This is a genomic window from Vibrio sp. 10N.261.55.A7 (assembly GCF_002877365.1).
GTDB lineage: Bacteria > Pseudomonadota > Gammaproteobacteria > Enterobacterales > Vibrionaceae > Vibrio.
The window spans coordinates 1-15,626 of sequence record NZ_MCWZ01000273.1 but is presented as its reverse complement, the minus strand read 5'-3'; the positions used below and the strand labels follow the sequence as shown (position 1 = coordinate 15,626).

Below are 15,626 nucleotides of genomic sequence, written 5' to 3'. Positions count from 1 at the left end.
GTGAAGCAGTTAATAGAGAGAAGAGTTACGACATGCCAAAGCGTAGTAAAGAAGATACTGAGATTACCATTCAAACCATTATGGATGCGGTTGTGGACCAGCTTTTACAGCTTGGCTACGACAAGATGTCATACACGACGTTAAGCCAGCAAACAGGTGTATCACGTACCGGTATCAGTCACCACTTCCCAAAAAAGACTGACTTTACAGCGGCGTTAGATGGGCGTATTTTCACGCTTTTTGTTGAGCATTTAGAGATAAATGGTGACTTAAGCACTTTTTCTGAAAGCTGGATTAAGGCACTCGAGAATAAAGAATTTTTGGCAATATTACGTCTATTGTTTCACCATATCGTTACAGCAGAACGCGCTCATGAATTTGCTCAGCATGGTATTGAACGATTGTACAAATTGGCGGACACTCAATTTGGCGAAGGCAGTGAGCGAGAAGTGGAATGGTTAATCGGCAAATCACTCATTCAGATGACTAAGCCATAAATTGAGTCTGTTTCTGGCGAGATGTTAGCCAGTCGTTCAATTGATGACATACAGCATGAGATCTTATACACCCTCAAACGAGGGTGTTTTTTTGTCTGTATAGAACGTAAAAAAACGAATTATTTCACCTAAATAAACTAGGGTAATTAGCTTATTAATCTACAGTAATATCAATTATAAAGGATAATTTTTGCGATTGAGAACGCCATACAGTCACTTTCTGTTACACTCTAATGAAACCATTACTAATAAATATAGGTGAACGCATGACATATCCCGTTCTCATCTGTGACGATTCTGCATTGGCGCGCAAACAGATGGCTCGTTCTCTTCCTGCATCACTTAATGCTGACATTACTTTTGCCGTTCATGGCCTCGATGCGCTAGAAAAGTTAGAACAAAAAAAATTCGAATTAATGTTCCTTGATCTCACCATGCCAGAATTGGATGGCTTTGGAACGTTGGAAGAAATACAAAAACGCGGCTACGATCTACCCGTCGTTGTTGTATCGGGTGATATTCAACCGAAAGCCAAAGAAAGAGTCATGGCTTTTGGTGCGAAAAGTTTTATTCAAAAACCCATCGATAAAAAGCTTCTTAATGACGTATTAAAATCTCTGGTTAGCCCAAGAAGCCAACCGCAAATCATAACGCCAGTCTCTGTCGATCTGCCCATATTACGCCGACGAGATATCTATATGGAGGTCGCCAACGTATCGATTGGTCGTGCGGCGGATGCGTTAGCGCGTCATTTTGATGTATTTGTACACCTACCATTACCTAACGTAAACATCCTAGAAGTCAGTGAGCTGCATATGGCTCTTAGAGACCTTGCTGACAATGACCAAGTGTCTGGTGTTTGCCAAGGCTTTAGTGGAGAGGGGATCGCGGGTGAGGCGCTCGTCTTATTGAGTGATTCGAGTGTCACTGACCTTAAGAAGTTAATGAAAGTACCCGCTGAAAGTGAAGAACTTGAAGAGCTGGAACTGTTGATGGATGTATCGAATATTCTGGTGGGTTCCTTTTTAAATGGATTGGGAGAGCAGTCTGAAGTGAGGTTCTTCCAAAGCTCACCTGTTCTGCTTGGCCAACATATATCAATAGATTCAGTGATAAAATCAACCAGTGGGTCATTCACAAAAACCATGACATTCGAGGTGAGCTATAACATTGACGGCACTTCTATTCGTTGTGACCTATTGTTTATGTTTGTCGATGAATCTTTGCCGTTGCTTGATAACAAGCTCGCTTACTTAATGGAGGACTTTTAATGTTAGATCTTCCTGCAGAATTTGAACAATTCCATTGGATGGTGGACATGGTACAAAATGTTGATATGGGCTTAATCGTTATCGACAGAGAGTACAACATTCAAGTGTGGAATGGTTTTATGACTCACCATAGTGGCAAACAAGCGCACGATGCGATTGGAAAGTCTCTATTTGAGGTGTTTCCCGAGATACCGAAAGACTGGTTTAGCCTTAAAACGAAGCCAGTGTATGACTTAGGTTGCCGTAGCTTTATTACCTGGCAACAACGACCATATCTCTTTCATTGTCGTAATGTGAGGCCTATTACGCAACAAGCGGAATTCATGTATCAGAATGTCACGCTTAACCCAATGAGAACGCCTACAGGGCAGGTGAAGTCGATCTTTCTCTCGATTCAAGATGCGACAGCAGAAGCTTTAGTCTCTGTTCAATCCAAACAGACAGAGAACAATTAGGCAACCGGATAGCCATCGTCAGCGGTAATGGTAACTGCAACGTTAATTTGACGGCTAACTGTCGATTTATTGACTGTTTGATGGCGGCTAGTTGGGCCGTTAACGTCATGAAATGTTCAATAGCGTAGTAATCGGCCAATTATGCTGCATTTGCAGAGCGAGTAACCGTCATTATTGGTTCGTTTAAGCTAGGCATAGATGGGTTTTGATTATCGTTAGACTCTCGTCAGAGTTTGAAGCTGGCTCCGACCAAAAAAGAAGAATTCGAGTAGTCACCTTCTAGTTCCTGGTGGATATATTCAATATTTACATCAAGGTTTGGCTGCATGAAAGTATTAATTTTCATCCCTACGCCATAGTAGGGGTGAGTGCCTGAAGACTGTATTGGTGAGTTTGGGTTACTCGTTAAATTTGTTTCTTCTAACGTCGTGTAACTGACACCACTTTTCGCATACACAAAGCCGAGATTTTTTATTGGGTGTTGTATATGTGCCCCACCAAAGAAGCCTTGGTAACTAAGATCAATGCGATCAAGGTTTTCGTTAGAGTATTGCGGTGATTCGGACACAATATTGGTGTGCCCCATATCTAGGCCTACGTACGGCGAAAGAAAGTAACTATAGCCAATGTTAGTCACCCAAGCATTCTCGCTTCCTAGTTCACCAGTAATAGTCGAATAGCCCGTATCGGCGAAGACTTGATGGGATTTAGTATCGGCACCAACGACAATGGGAGAAATGAACAAAAAGCTGATTGTAATTAGCTTGAATAGAAATTCCGTGATTTTCATTCTCTTCTCCCTGCTACTGTCCATTTCATTTCGGTGTTTAATTGAAATCTGCCTGTATATTGCCAGTGTGAATATAAGCAATTACCGATCCAGTTTTAAGAAGAGAAATAAAAGAGCGTTAACTATGCGATCGAGCGTTATTTACCCAGTCTGTTGAGTGGGCTAACAATAATTCCAGTGGGTAAAATGGTGATTTATATCACGAAATTGAATGGGGTGATGGGCAATGGGCGTCAAGGTGGAAACAATCCGCAAAACTAGCGTTTGGTTAGAAGTGCCAATGCAAGTAGTAAGATATTGATTAATAAAAGCTAATCTCGGAAATGAGATTTGGGCGACAACGTTTGCTTTCTATAGGTGCTTTCCTACATAAGGTAACATAAAAATTTTCCATTTATCAGACTTGCATGAAAAAAATCACGACCTATAATGCTGAAAACCGGAGCGTCTGCCAACGCTCCGGTTTTTTTGTGTCCGAAGAAAGGTAAATCGTCTGCCAACGACTTATCAACGCACTATGCTTATGATGAATGTGACAAGTCTCATGAGCGTGATGCCCACTGGAACATGTACTACTAAATCAAGGAATTTACACAATGCGTATCGAACAAGAACTTAAGTTAGGCTTTAAAGATGTACTGTTTCGCCCGAAGCGTTCAACACTAAAAAGTCGTTCTCAAGTAAATTTAACCCGCGATTTTACATTCAAGCACAGTGGTCGTCAATGGTCTGGTACTCCTGTTATTGCCGCTAACATGGATTCAGTTGGTAGCTTTGAAATGGCAACCGAGCTTGCGAAGCACGGTGTGATGACAGCAATGCACAAACACTACACGGTTGAGCAGTGGGCTGACTTTGTAAAAGGTGCAGATAAAGAGACTCTAAACAAAGTATTTGTATCAACAGGTACGTCTGATCGCGAATTCGAAAAAACAAAAGAGATCTTAGCGTTAAGTGAAGACCTAGAGTTTATTTGTATTGATATAGCAAACGGTTACTCTGAGCACCTAGTAGAATACGTAGAGCGTGTACGTGCTGAGTTCCCTACTAAAACGATCTCTGCAGGTAACGTGGTTACTGGCGACATGTGTGAAGAGCTAATCCTAGCGGGTGCAGACATCGTGAAAGTGGGCATCGGCCCTGGTTCTGTATGTACGACACGCGTTAAAACAGGTGTTGGTTACCCGCAACTTTCAGCAATCATCGAATGTGCAGATGCAGCACACGGCCTTGGCGGTATGATCATCGGTGACGGCGGTTGTGCTTGTGCTGGAGACGTAGCTAAAGCATTTGGTGGCGGCGCAGACTTCGTTATGCTTGGCGGCATGCTAGCAGGTCACGAACAGTCTGGCGGCGAAGTGATTGAAAAAGACGGTAAGACATTCATGAAATTCTACGGCATGTCTTCTCAGTCGGCTATGTCTAAGCACTCTGGTGGTGTTGCACAATACCGCGCAGCTGAAGGAAAAACCGTACTGTTACCATTCCGTGGTGATGTGAACGACACTATCAATGACATCCTTGGTGGCGTACGCTCAACGTGTACATACGTAGGCGCAGCAAAGCTTAAAGAGCTAACGAAGCGTACCACGTTCATCCGTGTGCAAGAGCAAGAGAACAACGTTTTCGGTAAAGAGTAAAACTGAAATAGTTTCGTTATTTTGAATATTAAGGGTCGCTTGTAGCGACTCTTTTTTTGTCTGAAAATCGGTAAGTGGCGACAAAGTGGCGATACCCATTCAAAAATGTTTCTGATACGAGATACGAGTATAGAAGAAAGATTTGGGGTGATGTAATATTTATTAAATTGACGTATGAGTAAATTACTGTATTTAAAGGGTTTGTCTGTGTATTGTGAACGAGTAAATATGGCCCACCGTATTCAACTTCGTTTATCAGGTAAAATACCGCCATTAAACGAGATAGGGGCAATCCCACTCCGCAAAGGACCACTATTAAATGAACCCGCATTCATTGCCGAAAAAGAAAGAATTAGGCGCCTATTATACCCCTTCAGAGCTAAGCCAGATTCTTGTTGATTGGGCAATAACGAAACCAGAAGAAGCGATTTTGGAACCGAGTTTCGGAGGTTGTGGCTTTTTTGACAGCTGCATCAAGCGCTTAAAAGTTTTAGGATGCAGCTCACCAGATAAACAACTCTATGGGGTTGATATAGACCCTCACGCTTTTGACATTCTCAGTAAGAAGTTTGATAAGCATGTGCTACTCGAGAAACGTTTTTTGCAGAGTGACTTTATTCAAGTAAGTCCTAATCAGTTTCTCGTTTCTGAGTTTGATGTAGTTCTAGGAAACCCTCCATACGTATCCATGCACAACATGACAGAAACTCAGCGAAAGTCATGTGAAAAAATCTTGCGCGATTCATCTTTTTCAGGCGATACGATGGGGCGTAATACGAGTTTATGGGCATTTTTCATACTTCATAGTCTTTCTTTCCTAAAAGACGGGGGGCGGGGGGCATGGGTTTTACCAAGTAGTTTGTTACATGCTGATTATGCAAAAAAACTAATAGAGATACATAAGAAGCATTTTAAAAAAGTAAAACTTATTAAGCTGGCGGAAAGGTTATTCAGAAGTGAAGGTGTGAGAGAAACATCTATAGTACTAATGGCTGAAGGTTTTAGTTCAGAAGTTATAGATAATGGCGTAGTGTCTGTTGACTACGTAGACACACTAGATGAACTGAAACACACCATTGAAAACGATGACACAACAGCGCTGTTTGATTTTGATAACTATAAATTCGAGTTATTGAGTGATGCTATTAAAACTGCTTTTGTGTCCTTATCTTCTCAAAGCTACGCATACCCACTCCGCCATTTTGTCGATGTTAAAATAGGCATGGTTACGGGTGCGAATAACTACTTCATTGTTGATAAGAAAACAGTAGAGGAACATAACCTACCAGACGAATGCCTTAGACCAGTAGTTGGAAGGTTCCCTTCATTTATTGGCATCGAGCATTCACACTCTAGACAAAAAATGATTCAAGAAGAAGGCATAAGAGCCTACTTAGTTCATGCAACGCCTGAACAAATGCAAGCAAAGAACAGTACAGTGGAACAGTACTTGTCGCAGATTACTCCTGAAGAGCTAGCGAAGAACCGCACATTTAAGAAACGACCATATTGGTTTGCACCAGATGACAATATAATCTCTGATGGTTTCATGTCTTACATGAGCCACCTTGGGCCAAGAATAGTGATTAACCAGGGAAAGATAAATTGCACCAACTCAATACATAAAATATTCTTTCACGATAAAAATACAAGTGCTGACAAGAAGTTAGCGATAGCTGTTTCCATGCTTTCAACATTTTCACAGTTATCGGCAGAGATAGAAGGCCGCGCATATAGTACGGGTGTGTTGAAAATAGAACCTAGCGCAGGAAGAAGAATAGAGATTCTGTTTTCAGACTCATGCATTGCAGATTTGAAAGCAGCAGTACCAAGTATTGAAGAAAGCATTAAGATGAATGAAATGGATCAAGTTACAGAAATTGTCGATGACGTTCTTATAAAAAATGAACTCATTTCAAAAGAGAAATGCAATTTATTGGCTAGGGGCGTTCATTTTTTGAGAAAGGAACGTTACAAAGGAGTAAGAAATTATAATGAGGCCTGAACTCGTTCTTAAATAGAAATTCCTAGAATAAATTTCTGGTAACAGTGAGGGAATAGTTCATGTCCTATAGCGACCACTTTCTAATGAAATTGCTAAGCATGATCAGAATTAAGTACGCAACAAGCCCATCACTAACAAAATAGTAGGCGATGCTAGTTTACTAGGCTCTTGCTATACGCTTTAACAAAATCGAAGAAGATCACTTTAATCGGACTCTGAACGGGATTGAATGTAATCAATTCTGTACTGATGGGGTCGAGATTATCGTTGATATCGATGATCTTCACGCCTTTACGATAATAATTCGTTACCGTTCCTGCGTGTAAGCTGATCCCAAACCCTGAACTCACTAAGCCTAAAATAGCCTCTGTATCGTAAGCTTCTTCTACGATGTTGGGCATAAATCCTGCGTTACGACAAACCCTTTGAATGATCTTAAAAAAGTGCGTCCAGTTATTGGTATTCCCCAAGATAAAGGATTCGTTCTTTAGCTCTATCAGGTCTATCGACTCTTTGTGCGACAGTCGGTGAGAGTTAGGGACAATCGCGACTAATGGATCTTGTTGGAAAGGAAACGATGTAACCCCTTTATAAATCAAGGGGCCAGTAATGAAGCCAAAATCCAAACGTTCTTTTTCTAGAGACTCTATTTGATCAGCCGAAAATTGATGAATAAGTTCTAGTCGAATTAAAGGGTAACAATCTTTAAACGCCTTCAATAGTTGAGGTAATTGACCTGTAATTGCAAAATTTGTATAGCCAATTCTTAATGAACCTTCTTCTCCAATTTTTACGCGCATTGCTCTTTTTTCTGCGTCTATTAACGATAGAAACGCTTGGTATGCTCCTGCATGAAATGCCTTCCCCGCGTCGGTTAACTCTACGAGGCGAGTGGTTCGAATAAAGAGAACTATTCCTAGGTTAGATTCGAGTTTCTGTAATGATCGAGAGAGCGCTGGCTGAGCAATATTGAGCTTCTCTGCGGCTCTTCGAAAATTCAATTCCTCAGCTAATGCAAAGAAGTGTTTCAGATGCCGGATTTCATAATTCAAACTCATACTCATTCCTAAAAGGTATCAAGATATATCTGTTTGATGCTTTACGTGAATCTATCAAATTATTAACATTCTTGAAACATTTAATTAAAGATCGAGTGATTAATGAACTATGTACTAGTCGCAGCAGATATTTTTTCTTTGGCCGAACAGGGTGAATTATGGGGAGGTCATTTGATACCTGAGCACTTTGCGAACCGTGAGTTGTCTTTCCCTACAATTGCTCCACATAACAAATCTGTAATTGGTGCAATTGAATCTGGTAGTCCAGACATCGTTAACCTAGCCGTGAGGGCAGCTCGTGAGAGTTTCAATAAAGGCGAGTGGTCTAATTTGAACCCGGCTGAGCGTAAAGATGTGATGTACAAGTGGGTTGCACTGCTTGAAAAACATGCTGAAGAACTGGCAGCACTGGATTGTGTTGAAGCCGGCAAACCCATCTCTGAGTGTCTTGAGACTGATATCCCAGAAACGATTGCACTCATTAAGTGGTATGCCGAAGCGGTGGATAAGCAGTTCGGTAAAGTCTCACCAACCAATGGTGATGCGATGGGACTCATTGTAAAGGAGCCGATTGGTGTTGTGGGGGCTGTATTGCCTTGGAACTTTCCTGCGCTGATGTTCGCATTTAAAGCAGGCCCTGCACTGGCAACGGGTAACTCTGTGATTGTAAAACCTGCAGAGCAAACGTCACTGAGTACTTATCGCATGGTTGAGCTAGCTCACCAGGCTGGGATTCCTGAGTCGGTGCTAATCATGGTCACCGGTCACGGCGAAGATACAGGTCGACCTTTAGGCCTACACAATGACATCGATATGATCTCGTTCACCGGTTCAACGGAAGTTGGTCGTAAATTCTTAGAGTATTCTGCGCAGAGTAACCTAAAAGAGATCGTTCTTGAGTGTGGTGGTAAATCACCTCAAATCGTTTTCTCAGATATCCCAGACATGGATGCGTTCATCGACGACATGCTAAACGCCGCATTTTGGAACATGGGTGAAAATTGCAGCTGTGGTTCTCGTTTGATTGTTGAGCGCACTATTCGCGACCAAATCATTGAAAAAATGATCACGAGAATGCGTGACTGGAAGATGGGCGATCCGACAAAAGCGGACACCATAGTCGGCCCACTGATTGAGCAGAAACACTTCGATAAAGTGAAAAGTTACCTAGATAAGGCAAAAAGTGAAGGCGCTCAATTGGTGTACGGTGGCACTGCTTCTGATGAGGTAGGTTTGTTTGTCGAGCCGACCATCTTTAGCGATGTGACTGCAGATATGAGCATTTTCAAAGAAGAAATCTTTGGTCCAATCTTAGTCGTTACGGCATTTGATACTGAAGAAGAAGCTCTCAAACTCGCCAATGACACCGACTATGGATTAGCGGCTTCGATTTACACCTCTGATGTGTACCGAGCTCAACGTGCAGCGGCGGCGGTAAATGCAGGCACTATCTCGATTAATGGCTTTTCTGAAGGCGATATCAGTACCCCCTTCGGTGGCTTCAAACAATCCGGGTTTGGCGGAAAAGATAATGGCGTTGAAGCATTCGATCAATATCAGCAGACGAAAACTATCTGGTACGTAAATAAGCATAATAACTGATTAATATAGTGATTTTCGGCGATTTTAGAAACATATGTCGGTAATAAATGAAAAGGGTGATTTTATGATTAGACCATTTAAGGTTAACCTGAGTGATGATGTTTTGTTCAATATTAGAAAAAGTGTTGCCGAGTATCAGTGGGGTTATATGCCTGACGACGGTGGTTGGGATTACGGGACGAATATCAAATATCTTAAGGAGCTGTGCGACTATTGGGTGCACGAATTTGATTGGCGTGAACAAGAGCGAAAAATGAATAAGTTCTCCCAATTTACGGCTTCAGTTGACGGGATGAATATTCACTATATTCATATCCGTGGTAGCTCTGCAAAGCCTCGTCCTTTGCTTATCAGCCACGGTTGGCCCGGTTCTGTTGCAGAGTTTCTTGATTTGCTTGAACCTCTTGCATTCCCAGAGTTGTATGGTGGTAAATCAGAAGATGCGTTTGATCTTATTGTGCCTTCGCTGCCTGGTTTTGGTTTTTCTGACCGTCCCAAAAGGCCTATGGGGCCAAGAGCAATGGCTAAGGTACTTAACAGTTTAATGACCGATGTGCTTGGCTACGATGATTATCTGGCACAAGGTGGGGATTGGGGAAGCGCGATTTGTAGCTGGTTGGGGCATGATTTCGCCGACCACTGTAAAGCGATTCACATCAACTTCCCGACAATGCGTCATATTGACGGCCCTCAAGATGAAGAAGAGCAAGCATGGTCAGATCGCGTATGTAGTGAATCTGTTATGGAGGATGGCTATCGAACTTTGCAAGCAACACGCCCACAAACACTAAGTTACGCTATGCAAGATAACCCAGTTGCGATTGCAGCTTGGATAGTTGAGAAGTTTTACTCATGGTCAGATCTAGACGATGGGGACATTGAAAGCGTTCACAGCAAAGATGATATGTTAACCAACATCATGATCTATGTGGCGACAGGAACGTTCAACTCATCCACTTGGATCTATTACGGACGCCGTGAAGAAGGCGGTCGTATTTTAGGTGAAAACGGCAGTCGTGTAGAAGTACCGACAGGAGCCGCACTGTTTCCGAAAGAAACATTGGCGTGGCCACCAAGAAAATACTCAGAACGAATGTATAACATCAAGAGCTGGACGGTTATGGAACGCGGTGGTCATTTCGCTGCAATGGAGCAACCTAAGGCGTTGATGGCAGATATTCAGCAGTTCTTCCGTGGTATGTAATTCCGGTTGAGTTGCAAACTCTTAAACATCTGTAAATTTCGGACTGTATTTGTACGGTGAGCGATTCACGTTAGCTTAACGATATTGTGGAAAGCTCTCGCTTTGAAACTAATAGGAACACGTAGTTACGTGAGTGAGCAGTAGTAAAAACGTGTTAAGTCAATAAAGGATTATTTTATGTCATCACTGTTTTTCCCATACGTAGGAGCCTTTTTTTGGATCGGTGTATTGCTGTCTTTTGCCGCGTTCCTACGCTCAAGAGTTACCTTCTTTCAGAAGAACCTGATTCCTTCGGCTCTGATTGGCGGTGTCATTGGTTTTTTACTAATGAACTTTGGTTTAATAGGTATGCCAACGCAAGAAGGCTGGAAAGAAATACCAACCAGCGCATTTGGTGTGTTGGTTTTTCATTTGTTCGCTTTTGGTTTTATTGGTATTGGTTTAATCCAACAAGATGAACCTGAGGCTGACGCTGACAAAGCAAACTCTAAATGGATAAGAAGCGGGGCGCTTTGGCTTGCTCTGATTTACTGCCTTATCTACGCAATCCAAGGGATCACTGGCCGTACTGTTTTTGAACTTTATTCGTACCTTACGTCAAGCGAGATCTTTACCGGTTACGGTTATCTTGTAAGCGTTGGGTTTTCACAAAACCCTGGAGCTGCCCAAGCGATTGGTGGTATTTGGGAAAATGAATACGGCGTACAAAGCGCAAGTACGGTTGGACTAGCCTTTGGTGCCGCTGGTTTTCTGTTTGCTGTCCTTATCGGTATTCCATTTGCTAATCAAGCAATTAAGAAAGGCTGGTTATCTGAAAAGCACTTATCTAGTATGCCAAAACCGCTATTAACTGGCATCATGGGTAAAGGTAACTCCGAGCCTTGTGCACAATCAACGACTCACAGCGCGAATATCGACACTTTTGCTTTCCATTTTGCTGTGATGTTTGTTTTGTATGGTGCGGGTTATCTTTTCGCTTTAGCATGGGCTACATTCAGTTGGCCTGAGTCTATTGAGAAAATTAGAGGCCTAGGCTTCGGGATGCTTTATGTTTGGGGCATGCTAGCTGGTGTCGTAACACGAAAGACATTAAGAAAGGTTAAAGCGTGTCACGTACTTGATAACTCAACGACGCGCCGCATTACTGGTACAACCGTTGATTTCATGATTTGTGCGGTATTCTTAGCTATTGGCATTAATGATATCCAGCAGATCATTGTTCCGTTCTTAATCACAACGATTTGTGCTTCAGCGATCAGTTTCTTTGTGATTGTTTGGTTTGCTCGTCGAATGCCTAAATATGGGTTCGAACGTGGTCTAGCGGCGTTTGGTTGTTATACCGGTACGGTTGCTTCCGGGTTATTATTACTGCGTATTGTTGATCCAGAGTTCAAATCACCAGCAGCATTTGAGTTGGCAATCATGAACATATTCATTTTACCAATAGTGCAAATTATCTATATTAATCTGCCATTTGTTCCATCTAGTAGCTCAATTCTGCTGCCTGTTTTAGGATTCTATGTGGTTGCTATGATTGCTTCTCTCTTTGTTCTTGGATTTGTAAAAAAACGAGCGTGGTAAGTATTGGAATAACCTAAAGTCAACACAGTGTCTAAATTGGCGCTGTGTTTGTAATATAAGTCTCATTCGCAAAGCTAGCCGCAAGTCATTTCGCTTTGTTGGTGTGACGATTGTTATCCTAGATTAGTGTTATACCGCTTTATCTTAATTTGTGATTCCTAAACTGGTAAATGTACGCTGTCTATAGAGTGGTCTATGTGGGAAAGGAAGCGCAACGTTTCGTTTCTTATCTGTGCACTTTAAATTGTGGTTCGAACGATGTATTTAGTCTGTTGTCTATGTCGCATCGCTGGACCTTTTCTAACCTTATCCAATCGACAATCAGCTACCTTAAAAACTGATATAACAGACACACATGGAACAAGTAAGGTGATCTTTATGGCTAATCCGATAATTCACGAAAAGTATCAGTTAAGCAGAAGAGTAGGTAACTGCCGTTCAAATGAAGAGGTTCTCGAGCAAATCTTCATGTATAAGAATAACGACGTAAAAAGCAGGATGGCGGGGTACCGTTTATATAAGTTTAATGTAGAGCTGAAAAGACTTTGGAGATCGAGCATTGCATTATTCACAAAAAGATCTCAATGAGCCTCTACTCTAAATGTTAAAACGTAAAACACCACAAGCTGAGTGGGTTGAACTGAGTTAAATTTTTGATTTTGAATAGTTGTCTTTTAATTTCATTTTTCTGAGGCAATTCATCTTAGTCGGCAATGGACTGATGACAAAGGCTCAAAATTTGTCGTTAAGGGTGAGCCCCTATATTAAGAAATGATGGACTGGGGCTCTTCTTCAGTGATTCAGACTCACCTGGTTCTATTCACAACTCTCACCGGACATCAGCCGATCATAACAACCATTTTCTATCAAAATGGTGAGTCCAGAATCGAAGACTTCGCTTAAGTATTTTCCCCTAGGCGTTTTAGCGAAGAGTATATAGAGAGGCTTGCTGATCAAAGGCTTTTCATTAATTTTGATCATCTCGGGATCGACTTCTGGCATGGTTCGAATCAAATGCAGCCCAACTTGTTTGGCGATAGGTATTGCTTCAACTCTTTTATAGAAAAGTTTGAGAATCGTTTCCTCGGAACTCGCTGACTTGACGGTTTCAACACCATTTTCATTTAGTAGTTGGGTAGAAAAGAAGCCTTCTACTCCCCCAACCTTGTATTTGCCTAAATCACTAATTTCGTTCCACTTAAGATCCACGTCTTTATGGTGAAAGATAAGCGTGTCTGCACTGAGTAGTGGGTTAGCTGAATAAGTGAAAACCTCTCGGCGTTCTTCACTGGAATACCAGGGGAAGGTGGCGTCATAGTGCGAGTGCTCCACTAACTTGGCACTGCGCATCCAAGGTAAGTAATCTATCTGAACATCGTAGCCTTGAGTTTTAAATGCTTGAGCGACCACTTTTTCTACAAGACCACCACCAGGTTGACTAGAAGTATACGGCAGCCAATCACCGCTCGTTAACTTAATCACTTTCTCGCTATCTGCAAAGGAGGGAGTACTTGCAATCGAGAGTAACAATACTGCCAGAGTAATACGTAGGCTATCCATAAATCCGTTTCGAAAGTTAAGTGGCTATAAAGTGTTCGTTGCTTAAGAATGACACAATACTAATGATATAACGAACATTAATAACAAGTTTGCAACGTTTGAAGGTGTGTTTACCATTCTTAATACAGATGTTGTTCCTAGTGAGACAAAAATCCATGTCGATAATCTCTTTTTCTACTCTACAAAACCGCACATAGATCTCTCTTCAAACAGCCTGTTTCGCCATTATTTATAATTTGTATTATTATATTCTTTGTGATTTTTGGCTCTCAACGGTAGGGCTCGAACTAGAGGTTGGTATCATGGTATTAGAGTCATTTCGTTTAGTAGGGAAAGTCGCGATAGTGACTGGATGTAACACAGGATTAGGTCAGAGCATAGCGTTAGGGTTGGCAGAAGCTGGATGCAAAGTGGTTGGGGTAAATCGATCTACGCCCGTAGAAACCATTGAGTTAATGGAAAGCGCAGGCTATGAGTACCTAGATATTCGCGCTGATCTAATGCACCAAGACGCGATTCCGTTAATTATTGAACAGGCACTCACTGAATTTGGCCGAATCGATATATTAGTGAATAACGCTGGAATCATCCGACGCCAAGATGCCATCGATTTCACGGAGCAAGATTGGGATGACGTAATGAACGTTAATTCAAAGACGGTGTTCTTTATGTCTCAAGCCGTTGCGAAGCAATTTATCGCTCAAGGTGATGGTGGAAAAATCATTAACATTGCGTCGATGCTCTCTTATCAAGGGGGAGTTCGAGTCCCTTCGTATACCGCATCTAAAAGCGCGGTTATGGGCATGACACGTGCCATGGCGAATGAATGGGCACAGCACAATATTAATGTGAATGCGATTGCTCCTGGTTATATGGCGACCAACAATACTCAAGCACTTCGTGATGATGAAGAACGTAATAAAGCGATTCTAGAACGCATTCCAGCTCAGCGTTGGGGTGAACCTGAAGACATCGCTGGGCCTTGTGTTTTCCTAGCGTCTTCGGCAGCAGATTACGTAAATGGTTATACCATGGCGGTAGACGGCGGATGGCTCGCTCGCTAGTAAACTGGCGTTGCTTGAACGATGTTATTTACGGTTCCTTTAAAGATGGCATCAAGGAAGTGAGTAATGTTGAACAATATGAATGATTAGGCTCAAAGTGGCTGGAGATAGAAATGAAAATTGCACTAATAATGGAAAATAGCCAAGCGTCTAAAAACGTAATGGTAGCAGGTGAGTTAACAGCGGTTGCTAGTGGGTTAGGACACGAAGTTTATAATGTTGGTATGCGTGACGAAAGTGATCACCACTTAACCTATGTCCATCTTGGTATTATGGCAAGCTTACTATTGAATTCTAAAGCGGTTGATTTTGTTGTGACCGGATGTGGGACGGGTCAAGGTGCCATGATGGCGAGTAACCTACACCCTGGCGTGATTTGTGGTTATGCGCTAGAGCCTTCAGATGCGTTTCTGTTCAACCAAATTAACAACGGCAACGCGTTATCGCTTGCCTTCGCTAAAGGCTTTGGTTGGGCAGGGGAGTTGAATGTACGCTATATCTTTGAAAAGGCATTTACTGGCAATCGTGGTGAAGGTTACCCAGTTGAACGTGCTGCACCTCAGCAAGCCAATGCCGCAATTTTGAGTGAAGTGAAGTTGGCTGTTGCAAAAAATGTTGTCGAAGGATTACGCGCAATTGATCAAGAGTTGGTCAAAACAGCCGTCGGTGGTGCGCATTTCCAAGAGTGTTTCTTCTCAAATTGTGAAGTGCCAGAAATTGCCGACTACGTGAAGGTATTGTTAGAACAGTAACCGCTCGTCATTGACATCAATTCCGTAAAGCCAGTCATGAGAACGACTGGCTTTTTATTGTCTGTTGCTAGATAGAGGCCTAAGCCAAACAACCGCGTTCTAACACAAAAAGAATGTTATCGAACAGAGATAAAAAAAGGTTCATCG

At 42.1% G+C, this 15,626-nt stretch carries 14 protein-coding genes; 11 read left to right on the top strand and 3 right to left on the bottom strand.

The window, feature by feature from the left end; genetic code table 11:
* The first annotated feature begins 32 nt into the window (after positions 1–32).
* The 3 genes from BCU12_RS11970 to BCU12_RS11960 all read left to right on the top strand — a co-directional run bounded on the left by BCU12_RS11970 (position 33) and on the right by BCU12_RS11960 (position 2,223).
* On the top strand, positions 33–497 hold the full coding sequence (locus BCU12_RS11970) for a TetR family transcriptional regulator (RefSeq protein WP_102404478.1): 465 nt from the start codon (positions 33–35) through the stop codon (positions 495–497).
* A gap of 266 nt (positions 498–763) precedes the next feature.
* Positions 764–1,768 (top strand): response regulator, encoded by a 1,005-nt coding sequence (locus BCU12_RS11965; protein ID WP_102404477.1) that lies wholly within the window; start codon positions 764–766, stop codon positions 1,766–1,768.
* Entirely contained in the window at positions 1,768–2,223 is a 456-nt protein-coding gene (locus tag BCU12_RS11960) for a PAS domain-containing protein (RefSeq protein WP_102404476.1), read from the top strand. The genes BCU12_RS11965 and BCU12_RS11960 overlap by 1 nt, the downstream gene beginning before the upstream one ends.
* 226 nt (positions 2,224–2,449) lie before the next feature.
* On the opposite strand, the gene BCU12_RS11955 is transcribed toward BCU12_RS11960, so the two are convergent.
* The gene (locus BCU12_RS11955) at positions 2,450–3,013 is read right to left on the bottom strand and encodes an outer membrane beta-barrel protein (protein ID WP_157939881.1); all 564 of its coding nucleotides are present in this window, start codon (positions 3,011–3,013) and stop codon (positions 2,450–2,452) included.
* A 429-nt stretch (positions 3,014–3,442) separates the two neighbouring features.
* On the opposite strand from BCU12_RS11955, the gene BCU12_RS23320 reads away from it, so the two are divergent.
* From BCU12_RS23320 to BCU12_RS11945, 3 genes are all read left to right on the top strand, one after another.
* Complete coding sequence (locus BCU12_RS23320; RefSeq protein WP_157939880.1) at positions 3,443–3,592, top strand: hypothetical protein; 150 nt, start codon at positions 3,443–3,445, stop codon at positions 3,590–3,592.
* 17 nt (positions 3,593–3,609) lie between these two features.
* Entirely contained in the window at positions 3,610–4,653 is a 1,044-nt protein-coding gene (locus BCU12_RS11950) for a GMP reductase (RefSeq protein WP_102404474.1), read from the top strand.
* A 319-nt stretch (positions 4,654–4,972) separates the two neighbouring features.
* On the top strand, positions 4,973–6,658 hold the full coding sequence (locus BCU12_RS11945; RefSeq protein ID WP_102404473.1) for an N-6 DNA methylase: 1,686 nt from the start codon (positions 4,973–4,975) through the stop codon (positions 6,656–6,658).
* Between the two features lie 152 nt (positions 6,659–6,810).
* Here the strand turns inward: BCU12_RS11945 and BCU12_RS11940 are convergent, their stop codons facing one another.
* Positions 6,811–7,716, bottom strand: coding sequence for a LysR family transcriptional regulator (locus BCU12_RS11940; protein WP_102404472.1), 906 nt, complete (start codon positions 7,714–7,716; stop codon positions 6,811–6,813).
* A gap of 102 nt (positions 7,717–7,818) precedes the next feature.
* On the opposite strand from BCU12_RS11940, the gene BCU12_RS11935 reads away from it, so the two are divergent.
* The 3 genes from BCU12_RS11935 to BCU12_RS11925 all read left to right on the top strand — a co-directional run bounded on the left by BCU12_RS11935 (position 7,819) and on the right by BCU12_RS11925 (position 12,103).
* A complete protein-coding gene (locus BCU12_RS11935; protein WP_102404471.1) occupies positions 7,819–9,318 on the top strand; it encodes an aldehyde dehydrogenase in 1,500 nt (499 codons plus the stop codon).
* 64 nt (positions 9,319–9,382) lie between these two features.
* Positions 9,383–10,522, top strand: coding sequence for an epoxide hydrolase family protein (locus BCU12_RS11930; RefSeq protein ID WP_102404470.1), 1,140 nt, complete (start codon positions 9,383–9,385; stop codon positions 10,520–10,522).
* Between the two features lie 177 nt (positions 10,523–10,699).
* The gene (locus BCU12_RS11925; RefSeq protein ID WP_102404469.1) at positions 10,700–12,103 is read left to right on the top strand and encodes a sodium/glutamate symporter; all 1,404 of its coding nucleotides are present in this window, start codon (positions 10,700–10,702) and stop codon (positions 12,101–12,103) included.
* Between the two features lie 816 nt (positions 12,104–12,919).
* Here the strand turns inward: BCU12_RS11925 and BCU12_RS11915 are convergent.
* Positions 12,920–13,663, bottom strand: a complete 744-nt coding sequence (locus BCU12_RS11915) for a transporter substrate-binding domain-containing protein (RefSeq protein ID WP_102404467.1) — start codon at positions 13,661–13,663, stop codon at positions 12,920–12,922.
* Between the two features lie 302 nt (positions 13,664–13,965).
* Between BCU12_RS11915 and kduD the strand changes: the two genes are divergently transcribed.
* Both kduD and BCU12_RS11905 read left to right on the top strand, forming a co-directional pair.
* Entirely contained in the window at positions 13,966–14,727 is a 762-nt protein-coding gene (gene kduD / locus BCU12_RS11910) for a 2-dehydro-3-deoxy-D-gluconate 5-dehydrogenase KduD (RefSeq protein ID WP_102404466.1), read from the top strand.
* 113 nt (positions 14,728–14,840) lie between these two features.
* Positions 14,841–15,479, top strand: coding sequence for an RpiB/LacA/LacB family sugar-phosphate isomerase (locus tag BCU12_RS11905; protein WP_102404465.1), 639 nt, complete (start codon positions 14,841–14,843; stop codon positions 15,477–15,479).
* Positions 15,480–15,626 lie beyond the last annotated feature (147 nt).

Excerpts from the sequence above, each read along its gene's own strand:
- BCU12_RS11970 (WP_102404478.1), top strand. The coding sequence starts at position 33 with ATGCCAAAGCGTAGTAAAGAAGATACTGAGATTACCATTCAAACCATT.
- BCU12_RS23320 (WP_157939880.1), top strand. The coding sequence starts at position 3,443 with ATGCTGAAAACCGGAGCGTCTGCCAACGCTCCGGTTTTTTTGTGTCCG.
- BCU12_RS11945 (WP_102404473.1), top strand. The coding sequence starts at position 4,973 with ATGAACCCGCATTCATTGCCGAAAAAGAAAGAATTAGGCGCCTATTAT.
- BCU12_RS11965 (WP_102404477.1), top strand. The coding sequence starts at position 764 with ATGACATATCCCGTTCTCATCTGTGACGATTCTGCATTGGCGCGCAAA.
- kduD (WP_102404466.1), top strand. The coding sequence starts at position 13,966 with ATGGTATTAGAGTCATTTCGTTTAGTAGGGAAAGTCGCGATAGTGACT.
- BCU12_RS11905 (WP_102404465.1), top strand. The coding sequence starts at position 14,841 with ATGAAAATTGCACTAATAATGGAAAATAGCCAAGCGTCTAAAAACGTA.
- BCU12_RS11925 (WP_102404469.1), top strand. The coding sequence starts at position 10,700 with ATGTCATCACTGTTTTTCCCATACGTAGGAGCCTTTTTTTGGATCGGT.
- BCU12_RS11950 (WP_102404474.1), top strand. The coding sequence starts at position 3,610 with ATGCGTATCGAACAAGAACTTAAGTTAGGCTTTAAAGATGTACTGTTT.
- BCU12_RS11930 (WP_102404470.1), top strand. The coding sequence starts at position 9,383 with ATGATTAGACCATTTAAGGTTAACCTGAGTGATGATGTTTTGTTCAAT.
- BCU12_RS11915 (WP_102404467.1), bottom strand. The coding sequence starts at position 13,663 with ATGGATAGCCTACGTATTACTCTGGCAGTATTGTTACTCTCGATTGCA.
- BCU12_RS11940 (WP_102404472.1), bottom strand. The coding sequence starts at position 7,716 with ATGAGTTTGAATTATGAAATCCGGCATCTGAAACACTTCTTTGCATTA.
- BCU12_RS11935 (WP_102404471.1), top strand. The coding sequence starts at position 7,819 with ATGAACTATGTACTAGTCGCAGCAGATATTTTTTCTTTGGCCGAACAG.
- BCU12_RS11955 (WP_157939881.1), bottom strand. The coding sequence starts at position 3,013 with ATGAAAATCACGGAATTTCTATTCAAGCTAATTACAATCAGCTTTTTG.
- BCU12_RS11960 (WP_102404476.1), top strand. The coding sequence starts at position 1,768 with ATGTTAGATCTTCCTGCAGAATTTGAACAATTCCATTGGATGGTGGAC.